General features: G+C 61.1%; 16 protein-coding genes. 13 read left to right on the forward strand and 3 right to left on the reverse strand.

From position 1 onward, the window contains the following. Positions 1 to 166 precede the first annotated feature (166 nt). Positions 167 to 4,027 carry a hypothetical protein gene (locus MJP36_RS13585; protein WP_244385553.1) on the forward strand — a complete coding sequence of 1,287 codons (3,861 nt, stop codon included), beginning with the start codon at positions 167 to 169 and terminating at the stop codon, positions 4,025 to 4,027. An 85-nt stretch (positions 4,028 to 4,112) separates the two neighbouring features. On the opposite strand, the gene MJP36_RS13590 is transcribed toward MJP36_RS13585, so the two are convergent. Together MJP36_RS13590 and MJP36_RS13595 are read right to left on the reverse strand one after the other, a co-directional pair. Further along, positions 4,113 to 5,174 carry an FUSC family protein gene (locus tag MJP36_RS13590; protein WP_244385555.1) on the reverse strand — a complete coding sequence of 354 codons (1,062 nt, stop codon included), beginning with the start codon at positions 5,172 to 5,174 and terminating at the stop codon, positions 4,113 to 4,115. Positions 5,175 to 5,325: 151 nt separating this feature from the next. Beyond that, positions 5,326 to 6,942 (reverse strand): NADP-dependent glyceraldehyde-3-phosphate dehydrogenase, encoded by a 1,617-nt coding sequence (locus MJP36_RS13595; protein ID WP_090370222.1) that lies wholly within the window; start codon positions 6,940 to 6,942, stop codon positions 5,326 to 5,328. Between the two features lie 149 nt (positions 6,943 to 7,091). Here MJP36_RS13595 and MJP36_RS13600 point away from each other — a divergent pair, with 149 nt between their 5' ends. From MJP36_RS13600 to MJP36_RS13655, 12 genes are all read left to right on the forward strand, one after another. Next, positions 7,092 to 7,955 (forward strand): Dyp-type peroxidase, encoded by an 864-nt coding sequence (locus MJP36_RS13600; RefSeq protein WP_104994151.1) that lies wholly within the window; start codon positions 7,092 to 7,094, stop codon positions 7,953 to 7,955. Positions 7,956 to 8,194: 239 nt separating this feature from the next. Beyond that, entirely contained in the window at positions 8,195 to 8,467 is a 273-nt protein-coding gene (locus MJP36_RS13605) for a BufA1 family periplasmic bufferin-type metallophore (RefSeq protein WP_060755693.1), read from the forward strand. Continuing rightward, entirely contained in the window at positions 8,464 to 8,895 is a 432-nt protein-coding gene (locus tag MJP36_RS13610) for a DoxX family protein (protein ID WP_060755692.1), read from the forward strand. Before MJP36_RS13605 ends, MJP36_RS13610 begins: the two co-directional genes overlap by 4 nt. 28 nt (positions 8,896 to 8,923) lie before the next feature. Beyond that, positions 8,924 to 9,694, forward strand: coding sequence for an alpha/beta fold hydrolase (locus MJP36_RS13615; protein WP_060755691.1), 771 nt, complete (start codon positions 8,924 to 8,926; stop codon positions 9,692 to 9,694). Between the two features lie 25 nt (positions 9,695 to 9,719). Further along, positions 9,720 to 9,992 (forward strand): BufA2 family periplasmic bufferin-type metallophore, encoded by a 273-nt coding sequence (gene bufA2, locus MJP36_RS13620; RefSeq protein ID WP_060755690.1) that lies wholly within the window; start codon positions 9,720 to 9,722, stop codon positions 9,990 to 9,992. Between the two features lie 52 nt (positions 9,993 to 10,044). Next, the gene (bufB, locus tag MJP36_RS13625; protein ID WP_244385557.1) at positions 10,045 to 10,869 is read left to right on the forward strand and encodes an MNIO family bufferin maturase; all 825 of its coding nucleotides are present in this window, start codon (positions 10,045 to 10,047) and stop codon (positions 10,867 to 10,869) included. Beyond that, on the forward strand, positions 10,866 to 11,615 hold the full coding sequence (locus MJP36_RS13630) for an HvfC/BufC N-terminal domain-containing protein (RefSeq protein ID WP_244385559.1): 750 nt from the start codon (positions 10,866 to 10,868) through the stop codon (positions 11,613 to 11,615). The genes bufB and MJP36_RS13630 overlap by 4 nt, the downstream gene beginning before the upstream one ends. Then, positions 11,608 to 12,060 (forward strand): alpha/beta fold hydrolase, encoded by a 453-nt coding sequence (locus MJP36_RS13635; protein ID WP_104994149.1) that lies wholly within the window; start codon positions 11,608 to 11,610, stop codon positions 12,058 to 12,060. The genes MJP36_RS13630 and MJP36_RS13635 overlap by 8 nt, the downstream gene beginning before the upstream one ends. An 86-nt stretch (positions 12,061 to 12,146) precedes the next feature. Continuing rightward, positions 12,147 to 13,514, forward strand: a complete 1,368-nt coding sequence (locus MJP36_RS13640) for an MFS transporter (RefSeq protein WP_161549667.1) — start codon at positions 12,147 to 12,149, stop codon at positions 13,512 to 13,514. A gap of 67 nt (positions 13,515 to 13,581) precedes the next feature. Then, a complete protein-coding gene (locus MJP36_RS13645; RefSeq protein WP_244385561.1) occupies positions 13,582 to 14,703 on the forward strand; it encodes an MFS transporter in 1,122 nt (373 codons plus the stop codon). Positions 14,704 to 14,759: 56 nt separating this feature from the next. Continuing rightward, complete coding sequence (locus MJP36_RS13650) at positions 14,760 to 14,936, forward strand: hypothetical protein (RefSeq protein WP_244385563.1); 177 nt, start codon at positions 14,760 to 14,762, stop codon at positions 14,934 to 14,936. Between the two features lie 14 nt (positions 14,937 to 14,950). Next, positions 14,951 to 15,151: a DUF6021 family protein gene (locus MJP36_RS13655; protein ID WP_090370237.1), complete on the forward strand. Its 201-nt coding sequence runs from the start codon at positions 14,951 to 14,953 to the stop codon at positions 15,149 to 15,151. A gap of 35 nt (positions 15,152 to 15,186) precedes the next feature. Here the strand turns inward: MJP36_RS13655 and MJP36_RS13660 are convergent, their stop codons facing one another. Beyond that, on the reverse strand, positions 15,187 to 16,092 hold the full coding sequence (locus MJP36_RS13660) for a MurR/RpiR family transcriptional regulator (protein WP_161549665.1): 906 nt from the start codon (positions 16,090 to 16,092) through the stop codon (positions 15,187 to 15,189).

Raw genomic sequence — 16,092 nt, forward strand, 5'->3', positions numbered from 1 at the left:
ACTACGGCCGCAGATGTGAATAAAGCGTGAAAAATATGTAAGAAAAAGTGTGAAGTTTGTGCATGACTTACGACCACTTGTCGGGACTGTCATTTCTCACAGGTTACCGAGGGTCGTCCCAAGGTGTTTGATTTCTCCTGGCGATTCCCTGCCCAGGAGACTGACGATGGCGACCAAACCCACCCGCGTTAAAAAAACCGTTGTAACACAATCAACGGAAGAACCAGCCGGCACTGATACCATCAAGAAAGCGGCGGAAAAACCGCTCGCCTCGGCAAAAAAAAAGCGCGTCCCACGTACTCCGCCGAATCCACCCAGGGTCGTTGAGGACCTGGAATCTCCCTACACGATCCCTATGTCGGTCATCCCTGTGGTGGGAGTGGCTTACGGTATTGGCCGTCGCCATATCATGCGTGGCTTGACTTACGCGTTCGAGCGCTGGACTCAATGCCGTGCGGGTGACGAATTTATAATTTGGATGAACGGCATTCTGATGGCCAGTGACAAAGTCACCCTGGCCAATCAAAGCGACCCACGATTCTTTCTGGTCATTCCCAGGTCGAGCTTGTTACTGCATTTTGTCGACGACGTCTATGGAGAGGTGCGGCGGGTCGGCGCCGGTACGGTCAGTACTTCAGAGCGCCAACGAATCCTGATACTGGATACCCTGCCAGGTGGGGAAGGGAATTGTGATGGCACTTATCACACGGGCCTCACCTTTACGCTTTCCCACACGATTATTGACAGCGTCGTTGCCTCACGGGGTGTGGATGTCACTATTCGCGCGTGGGCCAATATGCGTGTCAATGATCTGGTGATGTTTTACTGGGGCCCCCACCGTTTTGAACTCCCACCCCTCCAGCCAAGCGAAGTCGGGCGTGACCTGAGCTTTCTCATCACCCCCGATTTTCTGCGCGCCGTCGGGGACGGCCGTCTTGTCGTGCAATTCTACTTGTATGACGAAGTGCTCGATGAATCCGGACCATGCCATCGCTGGAGCAAGCCAGTCCCGGTCGAGGTCGTCCTTAGTACTACCCTTCTGGAGGAACCAGAGATTATCGAGGCGGACCCTGATTTACTGATTCTGGACGCCGACTCATTGCATGGGTTGCCGGCTACCGGGTCTGTATTCATTCGCAGAAATCATCCGGCCTTCGTCGCGGGGGATCACCTTATCTGGACGGTGATGGGCAACACTCCAGAGGGGGAAGAGGTCAGCTACAGTTTTCGCCTGCCCGTGACGCTGGCCAGTTACAACGATATCTCAATTCCCAATGCAATTGTCCGGTCATTGATCCAGAGTACGCTGAGAATTTCCTACGTCAGGGAAAGAGAAATGTTGCCTTCACGGCCAACTGTCTATGCGGTCGCGGGCGTTCGCCACACGTTGCCCGAGCCTGACGTGCTTCAACGACATGGGCCATTTGTCGAACCGGATTTGCGTCTTATCACCGTAGCAATGCCTGACTATGCACCAGGCAATTCGGGCGACGATCTGCAAGTCAATATTCTGGGTGAACACCTGGATGGTAGCGTGGAGCGTGTGTTCAGTCACCGGGCGGCGGGTGTCCATCCCCGCTTCCGCGATTTTTTAAACGCGCAATATGCGCGATTTGAAGGCCTGCTCCGTACTCGCGTCTATTACCTGGTTACTGGCCCGGTCACTGTACGTGAATCCGAACGTCGATATATCCAGATCGGCCGGCCGGCGCGTACGCTGGTTGCGCCGAGTATCCAAGAGGCGGATGTCACGAACAATATTGATCCCGCCACAGTGGGCAGTGTCGCCACCTTTGAGGCTCGCGCGGAATTCAGGGCGGGAGATGAAGTCATCATCAAGTATGTGGGCTCGGTGACGGGAAGCACCACGATTGAGTATGTGCTGGCGGTTGGTTCCAACCCTTTCCTGGCGGATGTCCCCAAAAAGCTGACTGACGACAACCTGGATGGCACACTCCGTGTCAGCTATGTGCGCCGGCGATATGGTGTTGATGAGTTGTCCGAAGAAAAGGCCTACACCATAGGCCGGGCGTTGGGCGAGTTGTTTCCACCTGAAGTGGTGGAGGCTACAACAGGGCCGGATGAACTCGACCCCCGTTTGGTTGCGATTTCGGGGGCTACCGTTCGGTGTCGCTACGAGCACCCCAAGGACGGCGATCAGGTCGAGGTCTGCTGGCGTGGTCTGTCGGGTGCCGGGACGCACTTTGAAAGCAAGGACGCCAACCGGGGGGACACGTTTGTCGAGGTCATCGTTCCGCCCTCTGCAATTGGTTTCAATATCCACCCCCAGGGACGAGATATTGACGTGTCTTTCAAAGTTATCCGCAATGGCGTTCCCACCGACTCGCCGGTACTTACGTTGAACCTGCTCACGCTGAGTCATTTGCCTGGAGCGACAATCGACAGCATCGGTGAAAGTGCGATTCTCGAGATACCGAAGTTGGATGACCTTGACCAGACCCGAGTTGCTCCCTGGCCATATATTGAGATTAATCAGCGTATGTGGTTGCGTAATGAAGGCACCCTGGATACCGACGCTGCCTATTTGGAAGAAACTTATGTCGGCCGCGAGGTCTCGGTAGCGGATGTCAACAATGGGCCTGCTCCGTTTACACCGGTAAGCCGGCTGCGCCGTTTGAAAGAGTGGACGCCATTCACCATTGACTTCGGGGTAACCTTCAATCACACCAACAACCCTGCCGATATCGTGTGGTTTGAAACCCGCCACCATATGGTCCAGACGCAGCCTAACGAATTCCCCCATGCGGAAATCAAGTATTCGACGCCGCCCAGTGGGCCGGAAGTCGTTATCAGCCCGATCACCGTCGAGAACAAATGCCAGGTGCTGGTGACCTACCCCAATATGAACCAGGGTGGGACCGACATGATTACGCTGTACTGGATCGGTGCTGATGGTGTTCCGGTTGAAGTCGGCACGCAGCCAGGCCTGGACGGTGGCACGGTGACGTTCAACGTCAGTAATGAGTTGGTCGGCGTGAGTATCCACACCACGATCCAGTTGCAGTATGAAGTGATATTGGGTCGAGGCGGGGAAGGTTCGTCGGAAGTGCAGATGGTGCATGTTCAGGCAATTCCACAGGCCAGTTTGCCTAGGGCTTTGATCAACAATGTGGCGAATGGGGGATCCATAAACCCGGCCAGTTTAACGGGCGATGCCATGCTGAGGATGATCAAGTGGCCTTACAGCGCCAAAGATCAAGTTGCCTGGCTGACCTTGGCGGCGCCAGGCGCGGTGACGCAGAATCTACTGGTGGAACATCGGGTTTCCGAGAATGAAGCCACCAACGGTTTTGCCAATATCACGGTGCTGCGCAGTTGGCTGATGACTGTGCCGAACAATGGCACGGTGACGATCAACCCCCTCGTTAACTTTAATCGGCAGAATGATAAGGGAATGGCGGTCGTCTTCCCGCCGACTCAGTACAGGATTGCTCACACCACGGCCCTGGTCTTTGATTCCTCGGCTGTTTACTTCAATAGGAAGACCTACTTTTTGGACGGTTACCCTAACGTCTTGCCCATTTTCGGCCCCGGGAATTCGATTCAGCGCGTGGCAAGCGGGGGGACGAGGCCATATTTGTACTCAACCTCCAATGCTGGCGTCGTGCACGTTGACGCCAATACGGGCTATGCCACCATGCGCGGCAACGGCAGTGCGGTAATCAGTGTGCGAGACTCGTCGGTGCCTGCACAAGTCCGTAGTTACACCGTGTATGCAAGCCAGGCAGTACGTTGTGTCGGTTTGGGTCGCAGTACGCTTGGCAACATCCGATCCTCCGCGAATAACGCCGGGGCACGGTTGCCGAGCCTTGATGAAGCCCGTGAGTTGCATCAGGTCTTCGGCTATTTGTGGCCGATGGGCAATGGGCTCTATTGGACATCGACCTTCTCCCACAGTTTTTTCTTCACCAACTACTACTACGGCTTGAATATCAATACGGGAGAAATATTGGCAGGCAAGGACCATGTCATTGGAGATCATTTCCTTGGTGTCGGGCTCAGGTAGCGGGATAGGGCGTTAAAGGCACAGAGGAGAGAGGTTCACGACAAGTCGGGAACCTCTCTTTTTTGCTTGGAGATGCGCAAAGTTGTCAGATTTTCCAGCGCTTTGCGCACTGCCCTAAACGTAAACGCATCGTGTCTACATTCGCTGCCAACTGCATCGTCAACAACCGATACCCATCCAACTCAGTGTAAATCGGTGTAACCAGAGTAGGCTCCGCGACCGCGCTATTCCCCTCCCGCTCCAACCGCTCCGTCACCCCGGATTTCAATGCTCGCGCCATCCCCACCAGTTGCACGCGGATCTGCCGGTGTTCGGCCTTCAACATTATTTGCATCCGCGCCATCGCCTGTTCATCCCGTGGGTCCGGCCGCGTATTGCCCAAGATCTCCAATGTGCTGATGCACATGCGCAGATGCCGCTGGATCGCGTCCAACTCGGTCATGGAGATCCGCACCTCCTTGGACACCGACGGCATCAGCGAGCGCAGTTGCACCATCGCGGCGTTCAAGCGATTGAGCAGTTTGAGGTGTTCATCATCGGTGACCGATTGGCCATTGATGATCCGGCTGTAAATAGCCGCGCAGTCGCGCAACGCACTGGCCAGGTTGTAGCGCCAGGAATACACGGCATACAGCGGCAGGGCGAAGGAGAACGCCAGCGCCAGTACGATGCCGATCAGGATATCCACGGTGCGCCACAAACCATCGGAGATCGGGTTGTCGCCGTGGCCGGCGACGATGAATACCGTGATCGCCGACAGCAGCGCGATATAACCGCCCTTGCCGATGGCGTGATAAGAAAAGAACCCGCACACCACCGACATCAGCAGGTAGGTCAGCAGCGGCTGGCCCAGCCAAGCCTGTTGCACCACCAAGGCCAGGCCGACACTCGCGCCGATCAAGGTGCCATAGGCCCGCTCCACGGCTTTTTTGCCGATATTGCCGTGGTGCTGCAACCCGCCGATCACGATCAGCATGGTCACCGACGCCCACTCACCGTGGGGCAGGTTGATGCCCGTGGTGAGGAGGATGGTTGCCAGCAAACCGATGGACACGCGCACGGCGTGGATCAGCTTGGCATGGCGATAGCGCCGATACGGGTCGAGCAACGGGCGCAGCAGGCGCCGGGCGAACAGGGGCAGGTTCATCGGTACTAAAGTGGCCTCAAAAGTCAGGGCGTACGCGGTTCAAGTGTGGGAGGGGGCTTGCCCCCGATAGCAGTCTCTCAGTAACAGATAGGCTGACTGACCCACCGCTATCGGGAGCAAGCCCCCTCCCACATTTAAATCAGCATGCTTCTTAGAAGATGTAGTCGGTTGTCAGGAAGCTTGAGTCACGATTACGCAAGATGTCACTGACCAGCGCCTTGTTGCTTTCCTGGAACTTGGTCGCCACCAGGGTACGGATCGAGAACACGCGTAACGCGTCATGCACCGACAGCGTGCCCTCGGCCGAGTTCTTGCGCCCGTTGAACGGGAAGGTGTCCGGCCCACGCTGGCATTGGGCATTGATGTTGATGCGCCCAACCTGGTTGGCGAAGGTGTCCACCAGCGTGCCGACGGCCTCGGGGTTGGTGCCGAAGAGGCTCAGTTGCTGGCCGAAATCCGAATCCAGCACATAGTCGATCACGGTTTCCAGGTCACGGTAAGGCACGATCGGCACCACGGGGCCGAACTGTTCCTCGTGGTACACGCGCATCTGCGGGTTCACCGGGTAGAGCACTGCGGGGTAGAAGAACGAGCCGCGACTGACACCGCCGTTGGGGTTCACCACGTGGGCGCCGTGCGCTGCGGCATCGGCCACCAGGCCGTTGAGGTAATCCACCTTGCCCACTTCGGGCAAGGGTGTCAGCGCAACCCCGTCTTCCCAGGGCATGCCGGGCTTGAGGGTGGCGAGTTTCTGGTTGAATTTCTCGATAAAGCGCTCGACCACATCCTCATGCACAAACAGGATTTTCAGTGCGGTGCAGCGCTGGCCGTTGAACGACAGCGAACCGGTGACGGCTTCGCTCACCGCATTGTCCAGGTCGACCTCGGGCAGCACGATACCGGGGTTTTTCGCATCCAGGCCCAGCGCTGCGCGCAGACGGTGGGGCTTGGGGTGCAGCTTTTTCAGGTCGCTGGCGGCCTTGTTGGTGCCGATAAATGCAAAGATATCGATCTTGCCGCTGGCCATGAGCGCGCTGACGGTTTCGCGGCCACTGCCGTAGATCACGTTGATCACCCCGGCCGGGAAGCTGTCGCGGAAGGCTTCCAGCAATGGGCGGATCAACAGCACGCCGAGCTTGGCCGGCTTGAACACCACGGTGTTGCCCATGATCAACGCCGGGATCAGCGTGGTGAAGGTTTCGTTCAGCGGGTAGTTATACGGCCCCATGCACAGCGCTACGCCCAGCGGTACGCGGCGGATCTGGCCGAGCGTGTCCTGCTCCAGTTCGAAGCGGCTGGAGCGGCGGTCGAGTTCCTTGAGCGCATTGATGGTGTCGGTGATGTAGTCGCAGGTGCGGTCGAACTCTTTCTGCGAGTCCTTGAGGTTCTTGCCGATCTCCCACATCAGCAGCTTGACCACCGCGTCGCGCTGTTCGCGCATACGGCGTAAGAAGGCTTCGACGTGCCTGATGCGATCAACCACGCGCATCGTCGGCCATTCGCCCTGGCCACGGTCGTAGGCGCGCACGGCGGCGTCGAGGGCGGTGAGGGCGGTGTCGGCGTCGAGCAGCGGGGTGCTGCCGATGTGCACGCGTTCTTCGCCGAACTGTACCGGGCTCTGCACCTTGGCGAGCGGGCCGTTCCACACGTGCAACTGGCCGTCCACCAGGTAGTCACGCTGTTCAATGGGCGCGCCCAGGCGGAAGGGTTCGGGAATCTCGGTGGCGGAGGCGGGAAACAGCTCGGTGAGCAGGTTGCTGGTGGTCATATCGCTACCCCTGGAAAAGTTACAAAACATGACTGGGACATGACTAGAGAGTCACCCAACACAGGGCTCTATGGCAAGGCTTGCGCGCTTTCTTGTACGCATGGCAGTGCGCGGCGGTTAAACTGCGCGACTTTCTGGAAGGAGTTCACATGAGTCAGTACCAGCCGGGCATTCTTGCCGCACCGGTGCCATTGCAGGCACGCCATCTGTTTTTTGCCGTGGACTCCCTGGGCGCCGTACCGGCCGCACTGGACGCACTGGTGCAATTGGCCGATTCGGCGGCGGTGGTCGGCTTGGGTGAACCGCTGGTCGCGGCATTGGGCGCGCATATCGACGGGCTGCGTGCATTCCCCGCCGTCAGCGGCCCGGGCGCACACAACCCCTCGACTCAACAGGCGCTGTGGGTATGGTTGCATGGCGTGGATCGGGGGGAGTTGCTGTTACGCAGCCGCGCCTTCGAAAAAGCCCTGGCCCCGGCCTTTCGCCTGGTGCAGATGACCGAAGGGTTCCGCTACAAGACCGGCTTCGACCTCACCGATTATGAAGACGGCACCGAAAACCCCCACGATGACGCTGCGGTCGAAGCCGCACTGACCGACAGCGGCGCCAGCTTCGCCGCCCTCCAGCAATGGCAACACGACCTCGACGGCTTCGCCGCCTTGCCGGCCCTGGAGCGCGACCACATCATCGGTCGCCGGCATGGCGACAACGAAGAGCTGGACGATGCCCCCGCGTCCGCCCACACCAAGCGCACCGCGCAGGAAAGCTTCACCCCGGAAGCCTTCGTGGTACGCCGCTCGATGCCATGGGCCGAGAACGGCCAGGCCGGGTTGATGTTCCTCGCGTTTGGCCACTCCTTCGACGCGTTCGAGGCGCAACTGCGGCGCATGAGCGGCCTGGAAGATGGAATTGTCGATGGGCTGTACCGCATCAGCACGCCGTTGACCGGCGGTTACTACTGGTGCCCGCCGATCCAGGAGGGGCGTCTGGACCTGAGCGCGCTGGCACGCTGATCGACTGCGCGAACCGCTGCCTGAAAAGCGCCCTGACCCGAACGGTCAGGGCGCTTTTTTTTGTGGCTGTGTATCACGCTGTATCTGAGCACCCTCCTGATACACCGGCATGACGTTCTATCGCGTTCGCGACACAGAGCGGATACACGCCTGGCTTTAACTCTGCTCACCAGCTGGCGCAGGCGGTCATCGACCCCAAGGCGCCCTGGCCACACTCAGTCAAGCCAGGAGATTCACCCATGAAGCGTTCTTACGCAGCCCTTGCGGCAACTCTCGCCCTGTCCCTCAGTGCCTTCGCGGCCGTGGCCCATGCCGATGAGCCCAAGCCCCAAGAGAAATGCTTCGGCGTGGCCCTCGCGGGTGCCAACGATTGCGCCGCAGGCAAAGGCACCTCATGTGCCGGCACCGCCACCACCGACTACCAGGGCAACGCCTGGGTGCTTGTGGACAAAGGCACCTGCACCCAGATCAAGACCCCCAAAGGCTACGGCAGCCTCACGGAGCAACCATGAGCCGAGCGGCCCCGGCGGTGGTGATCCAGCGCCTGCTGCCCCAGGCCCTGCTGTTGCTGGTGGCCCGTGTGGGCATCGCGGCGGTGTTCTTCCTGTCGGGGCGTACCAAGGTCACCGGTGTGCTTGAACTCAAGCCGTCGACCTACACGCTGTTTCGCTCGGAATACGCCTTGCCGCTGATCCCGCCGGACTGGGCCGCGCACCTGGCGACCTACGCCGAACACCTGTTCCCGCTGTTGTTGGTACTGGGCCTGCTGACCCGTCCGGCTGCTGCCGCACTGTTGGGCATGACCCTGGTGATCGAGGTGTTTGTGTACCCCGATGCCTGGCCGGTGCACCTGACCTGGGCGGGCCTGTTGCTGCCGCTGCTGGCGTATGGCGGTGGAGCCTGGTCGCTGGACCGCCTGCTGGCGGCTAGACGTGGCTGACTTTCTACAACCTGAATGGAGCTTTCCCATGCGTATGCTTTCTTCTCTGGCCATTGCCATGGCCTTGACCGTTCCCATGCTGGCCCAGGCGGCGCAGGCCCCACAGCCTCCACAGCCCGGCACCGGTAAGAACGTGGTGATCGTGCCCGGATCGTTCGTCGACGGTTCCGGTTGGCGGGTGGTGCACGACATCCTGATTCACAAGGGCTACAAGGTCACGGTGGTGCATCAGGGCCACGAAAACCTCGCGGCCGATGTGGCCGAAGCCCGCGAAGTGCTGGAGCAGCAGGTCGGCCCGGTGGTGCTGGTGGGCCACAGTTCCGCGGGTGGGGTGATCTCGATTGCCGGTGACCGCGACAAGGTCAAGGCACTGGTCTACGTCTCGGCGTTGCAGCCGGAGGTGGGCGAGAACATGGCCCAGTTGATCGGCTCCATGCCGGCGCCCAGCGATGACATCCAACAGAAGCGCGACGGTCATCTGTTCTTTGACCGCGCCAAGTTCAATGCGGACTTTGCCGCCGACCTGAGCACCAACCGCACTGACTTCATGGCCGCCTCCCAAGTGCCGGCCACCACCGCACTGTTTGGCGGCACCGTGTGGGCTGCGGCCTGGCACAAGAAGCCGACCTACGCGGTGGTGTCCACCGAAGACCGCGCCCTGAGCCCCGACCTGCAACGTTGGATGTACCAGCGCGCCGGTTCCAAGGTCACCGAAATCAAAGCCAGCCACGCGGTGTACATCTCCCAGCCCGAGGCTGTGGCGAAGGTCATCGAAGACGCTGCATCCGTTATCCAATAACCCACGACACCCTGGAGAAATACCCATGAACACTGCACTCAAATCCCGCTTGAGCCTGGCTGCCGCCGCCGCACTGATCGCCATGGCCTCGGCTTCATTCGCCACTGCCGCCAGCGCCGCCGACGCGCAGGAAAAGCCCGGCCGCTGCTACGGCGTCAACACCTGCAAGGGCACCAGCCTGTGCGCAACCGCCAAGAACGACTGCAAAGGCCTCAACAGCTGCAAAGGCGAAGGCGTGATCGTCAAGACGCCGTCTGAATGCCTCAAGGCCGGCGGCACCTTGACTGAACCGAAGTAATCCACTCGGCGAGCCCTGCGCGGGCTCGCCACTTTTTTTGCGGGGATCCGCCATGCCGACACCTAATCCTCACTTTTCCGGCTACGGCCTGGGGCTGCGCAAGGAGCATTACAGCGACTTTCTGGAAACCTCGGTCCCCGTGGACTTTGTCGAAGTGATCTCCGAAAACTTTATGGTCGCGGGCGGCCAGCCCCGGCATATTTTGCGCCAGGTCCGCGAGCGGCACCCGGTGGCGCTGCATGGGGTGTCGATGTCGATCGGCACCGCCGAAGGGCTCGATGCCCACTACCTGCGGCGCCTCAAGTCGCTGGTCGATGAGATCGAGCCGCTGTTTGTCTCCGACCATCTGAGCTGGTCACGCAGCGGTCACTTCAATGCCCACGATTTATTGCCGGTGCCCTATACCGAAGAGGCGCTGGACCGGGTGTGCGTCAATATCGATCAGGCCCAGGAGGCGTTGGGTCGCACGCTGCTGTTCGAAAACCCATCGAGTTACCTGGCCTTTGATGGCGCCGTCATGAGCGAGTGGGCATTTATCGACGCCATGACCAAGCGCACGGGTTGCGAGTTGCTGCTGGACATCAACAATGTGTTTGTCAGCGCCAGCAACCACGGCTTCGATGCCGACGCGTTCCTCGACGGCATCCCCGCCGAACGGGTACGCCAGGTGCACTTGGCCGGGCATAGCCAGGGCCGCGAATTGTTGATCGACAGCCATGACAGCCCGGTGTGTGACGGGGTGTGGGCGCTGTATGCCAAGGCCATGGCCAAACTGGGCCCGGTGGCGACCATGATCGAACGTGACGATGAGATTCCGCCATTGGCCGAGTTACTGCGGGAATTGTCGATGGCCCGCACGCTGGGAGCGCAGCCATGAACCTGGCCGAGTGGCAGCAAACCTTTCGGACCTGGCTGGTGAGCGCGTCGGATGAGTCCGCTCAACGGCTGGGCAATCACCACGCCGGGCTTGCGGTGTACCAGAACAACTACCGTGCCCAGTTGGTGGGGTGCCTGGAGCAGGCGTTTCCCAACCTGCGCCGTTGGCTCGGTGAGACGGCATTCCTGGCGGCCAGCATGACTTACATCGACCAGCGGCCACCCCACGCCTGGACCCTGGATGCCTACCCCGAAGGCTTCTATCACAGCTTGAAAAGCACGTTTGCACACAATCCCGATGTGCACGAACTGGCCTGGATCGAGTCGGCCCTGAGCGAAGCCTTTGTGGCTGCCGATGCTCAACCCGTGCCGTTGGAGGCGCTGGCCGGGGTGGACTGGGACACGGCCCACCTGCGGTTGACGCCGTCGCTGCGTTGCCATGCCTTGACCACCAATGCCGAGGCGATCTGGTCAGCCTTGTGGCAAGAGGCCGCGGCCCCCGAAGCGGTCATGCTTGATGTCCCGGGTGGTGTGCTGGTGTGGCGGCGGCAGTTCACCTCGCGCCTGCGCCAGGTGGATGCGCTGGAACTGCACGCATTGTTGCAGGTGCAGGGCGACGGCAGTTTTGCCGGGTTATGTGAGTGCCTGGTCGAGCGCCTGGGGGAAGAGGCCGGTGTGATGCAGGCCGGTGAGTACCTGGCCGGGTGGCTGGGCAGTGAGTTGATTGTGGAGGTGGGCCATGTTTGATCGTCGTGATTTTCTGCTGCTGGCGGCAGTCACCTTGTCCGCGCCGGCGTTTGCCGTGCAACAGGTCAGCACCGATGAGCAGGACATTCGCTATGAACAGGCCGGGCCGGAGGAGGGCCGTGCGATCATCCTGCTGGCAGCCGATGCCAATGCCTTTGCCGCAGTGATACCCGCTCTGGCCGCCCAAGGGTTTCGGGTGATTGTGCCGTACTTGCGCGATGCGCACGACGCAGCGCTTGGCCAGGATGTGCTGGAACTGATGAATGTACTGCATATCCCCGAGGCGGTACTGGCGGGTGTGGAATTGGGCGCGCGGGTGGCTTCGCATGCTGCGCTATTGAAGCCGAGTCGCTGCGTCGGGCTGGTCACCTCGAACACCGCGCCCCAGCTCGGTTTTGCCGAGGCGGTGGGGCTGATGGCGAAGACCGGACACTGGCGAACATGAAAATATTGACAGCCAGGCGATCGGCCACTGAAAAAAATCCCCGCTGCCCGTAACCTAGAGGCCTTTGTCACCTGCGGGGAGTGTTCATGTCTTCTGTTGCCGATGGGTTGCCCTCCCATAAACGCTGGCCGGCGGTGATTGCCCTGTCTCTGGGGATCGGCATGGCAACCCTCGACACGGCCATCGTCAACACCGCGTTGCCGACGCTGGCCGAGGGTATCGGCACCGATTCGGCCTCGGTGATCTGGGTGGTCAACGCTTACCAGTTGGCGATCATCGCCACGGTGCTGCCCTTTGCATCATTGAGCGATGTGCTCGGGCACCGGCGGGTCTATCTGGGCGGCTTGTTGCTGTTCATTGTCTCGTCGCTGTTGTGTGGGCTGGCCGGTTCGCTATTGACCCTGACCGCCGCACGCGTGGCGCAAGGACTCGGCGCGGCGGCACTGATGAGCGTGAATACCGCGTTGCTGCGGCATATCTACCCGTCAAAAATGCTTGGGCGCGGGCTGGGCTACAACTCGCTGGTGGTGGGGCTGGCGTTTACCCTTGGGCCGACCGCTGCGTCGGCGATTCTGTCGGTGGCGACCTGGCATTGGCTGTACCTGATCAACGTACCCTTGGGGCTGTTGGCACTGGGCCTGGGGTTGCGCGCGCTGCCGGTACTGCCGTTGACCGGGCATGCCTTCGACCGTCTTGCCGCGCTGTTGTGTGCCGGTCTGTTCGCCTTGCTGGTGTTGGGACTGGGCACCGCCGTACACGGCGCCCAGGGCGCATTGACCCTGGGCCTGTTGGCCTTGGCGCTGGGTTGCGGTGCCTGGCTGCTGCGCCGCGAGGTCGGTCACCCGGCTCCGATGCTGGCGGTGGACCTGTTCAAGCGCCCGGTGTTTGCGCTGTCGTCCCTCACGGCCATCTGTGCGTTCAGTGCCCAGGGGCTGGCCTTTGTGTCGCTGCCGTTCCTGTTGCAGGCGGTGCTGGGGCATAGCCAGGTGGAAACCGGGTTTTTGATGACGCCGTGGCCGGCGGTCGTCGCGGTGATGGCGCTGGTGGCGGGGCGCCTCGCGGATCGAGTGTCGCTGGCGGTGTTGTGCGGCATCGGGCTGTTGATGCTCAGTGTGGGCATGGCGACGTTGGCCACGCTGGGCAGCGGTGCATCGGCCTTTGAGATTGGCTGGCGCATGGCGTTGTGCGGTGCCGGGTTCGGCTTTTTCCAGTCGCCCAACCTCAAGGCAATCATGACCAGTGCCCCCTTGGCCCGCAGCGGCGGCGCCAGCGGCATCGTGGCGATCTCGCGCTTATTAGGGCAGACGCTGGGGGCGTCGCTGGTGGCGTTCTGTTTCCATCTGTCTGTGGGCAGTGGTCCTGAGTACGCGCTATGGCTGGGTTGCGCGTTTGCCTTGGTCGGCGCCGTGGCCAGTGGCTTGCGTCTGTTGCCCTATGACAAAAAGGTCGGATAAATCGTTGTAAAACGCCGGTCGGGAAGGCTACCGTGGCGACCTGAATATTTCGGAATGTTTCAGCATTATGTCGGTCCAGGCTCAACGCACTGCTGATGTGTCCTCCCGCCGCGCCGCGCTGACCCTCGCGTTATGCCTGCCCAGCGATGTGCTGCTCTACCTGCTGCTGCCCATGGAGTCCCAGGCCTTTGGCATCACCCTGGCCCAGGCCGGCGTGCTGCTGGCGGCTAACCGGCTGGTGCGGATTTTCGGCTATCGCCATGTGCTGAATTTCTACGCACGCCATGGTGACCGGTTGACCTGCATGATCGCGGCGGGGGCGGCGACCGTCTGCGCCGTGGGCAACTCGATGCTCTCGGGTTTCGCTGCGTTGCTGGGGTTGCGGCTGATCTGGGGCCTGTGCTTTGCCGCGTTGAACCTCTCCACCCAGGTGCTGGCGACTTCGGAGCCTGGCGGCGCGGCACGCCGGGCCGGGCGCTCACGGGCGATGATTGCGCTCGGGCCAATGCTGGCCTTGCCCCTGGGCGGCTGGCTGACCTTATGGGCCGGGCCACGGCCGATCTTTCTGATTCTGGCCGGCAGCTGCTTGTTGGGGGTGTGGGCGGCGCACGGCCTGCCCAGGGTCGGCCATGACTTGCACAGTGCGGGGCGCCGTTTCAAATGGCCCGACAGCGTGGCGACCTGGTCGTTTATCGAAGGCGTGGCGCTGGACGGACTCTTTATCTTTGGCCTGTCGATCCAGGCGCAGAAGCTGCTGGGGGGCGATGCAGTACTGATCGCCGGTGGCCTGATGGCCCTGCGGTATGCCTCGGAGATGCTCCTCAGCCCGCTCGGCGGTCGTGCGGCGCAACGCTTCGGGGCCACTTCGATGTTGCTGCTGTTTTCGTTCCTGAGCGCCTTGGCCCTGGCGGCGTTCGGTAGCTACTGGGTGGTCATCGGCGCGGCGGCGGTGCTGGTGCTGCGCGCACTGCAACTGCCGTTGGTGACCACCCTGGTCGCGGAGCGCAACCCGGGCTCGATGCGCGTGTCGGCACTGGCCTCCAACGCAGTGTGGCGGGATATCGGCGCGGGCCTGGGGCCGTTGCTGGCGGGCCTGTTGCTGCCGGTGGCTGCGGCGCCCTGGGTGTTCGGCCTGGCCGGCGCGGCGATTGCGCTGAGCGCGGTGTTCTGCTGGCGGGCAAAAAGTTGAACGATGGCGCACGGCGGTTTCTCTAACCCTGTGTAGACCCTTTGAGGTGAACCATCATGTCTGAATACAAGCAGCCACCGCCCGGCACCCCGAACCCTGACCGCACACCCGGTGAAGAGGAGCGCGACAACGATGCGTTGCGTCCCAACGACCCGGCGGAGCGTCAGGACAACGATGTGGAACGGGTCGAGCACGACCTCGACAACCTCCACGACAAAGCCCGCCCGCTCTGAGCAAGGAGGTTGCCGTGAATGACACGCCCAAAGGCCCGCGTTCGAGCGAGCACGCCAGCGGCAAGGATGAGTTGGGGTTTGACCCGGATTCGCCGGACGTGGCGGACCCGCAGGTAGACCCTGTCGGTCCGGCTATCGCCCCGTTGGATAAGGACAAGAAAGACCAGGATGAAAACAAGCCGCCCTATGACCCGTTGGGCGACCTGAAGCCTTGAACAGGAAGCCTTGAACAGGTAGTTGAGCGCGGTCCTCACAGCGAGGCGTTAAGTTCATCGATCAGTGTCTCGCGGTACTTCAACGCCGAGATAGACCGATCGCCGAGCTTGCTCGCCACCGCGCTCAACAAGCCCTGGGCGAGCAACATGAAGGCGCACATGCTGTTACTGAAAAACAGGCTGTGATTGGGCACATAGAAACTGTGCAGCGCCACTTTGGCCAGTGGCGAACTGGCGGAGTCGGTCAGCGCAATGACTTTGATCCCATGGCGCGCTGCAATCTCGGCGGTGGCCAGCACACTGGGGGTGTAGGGGAAGCAACTGGCGACCACCAACACGTCCCCCATGTCCAGTTGTGCCAGGGCATCCGCCACGCCTTGGCGGCTGGAGTCGAGGGCCGACACATCCGGGCGCAGCATACCCAGGCCATACGACATGAACAGCGCCAGTGAATTGAACTGCCGCATGCCATGAATCCGCACTCGGCGCGCCTCGGCCAGCAGTTCTACGGTCTGTACGAACACCTCGGGATCGACCTGTTCGATCATGCTGGCGATGTTGGCGCTTTCCTGACGGCCCAGGCGGGTCAGTTGGTTGAGGATGTCCTTGTCTTCATGATTGACCACCAGCCGTGAGGCCTGGTCGCTGTAGAAGTGCTTGCCCTCGGTAATTTCCCGCCGAAACACATCCTGCAATTTGCTGAAGCCACCGTAGCCCAGGCGTTGCGCCAGCCTCGAAAGTGTCGAGGCATTGACGTCCAGTTGCTCCGCCAGCTCACTGATCGAAGACACCGCCGTGCGTTGCGGGGACTCGATCAGCGCCATCAACACCCGCCTGGAACTGCTGCCCAGCGCGATATCGACATCGCGCCGTTCGATAGCCGCGAGCAATTGCTTGAGGCCGTCCAGCGTGTCGGGAAGGGCTGTCAGGGCATTATTCAT

It is taken from the genome of Pseudomonas palleroniana, from assembly GCF_022836895.1.
Classification (GTDB): domain Bacteria; phylum Pseudomonadota; class Gammaproteobacteria; order Pseudomonadales; family Pseudomonadaceae; genus Aquipseudomonas; species Aquipseudomonas palleroniana.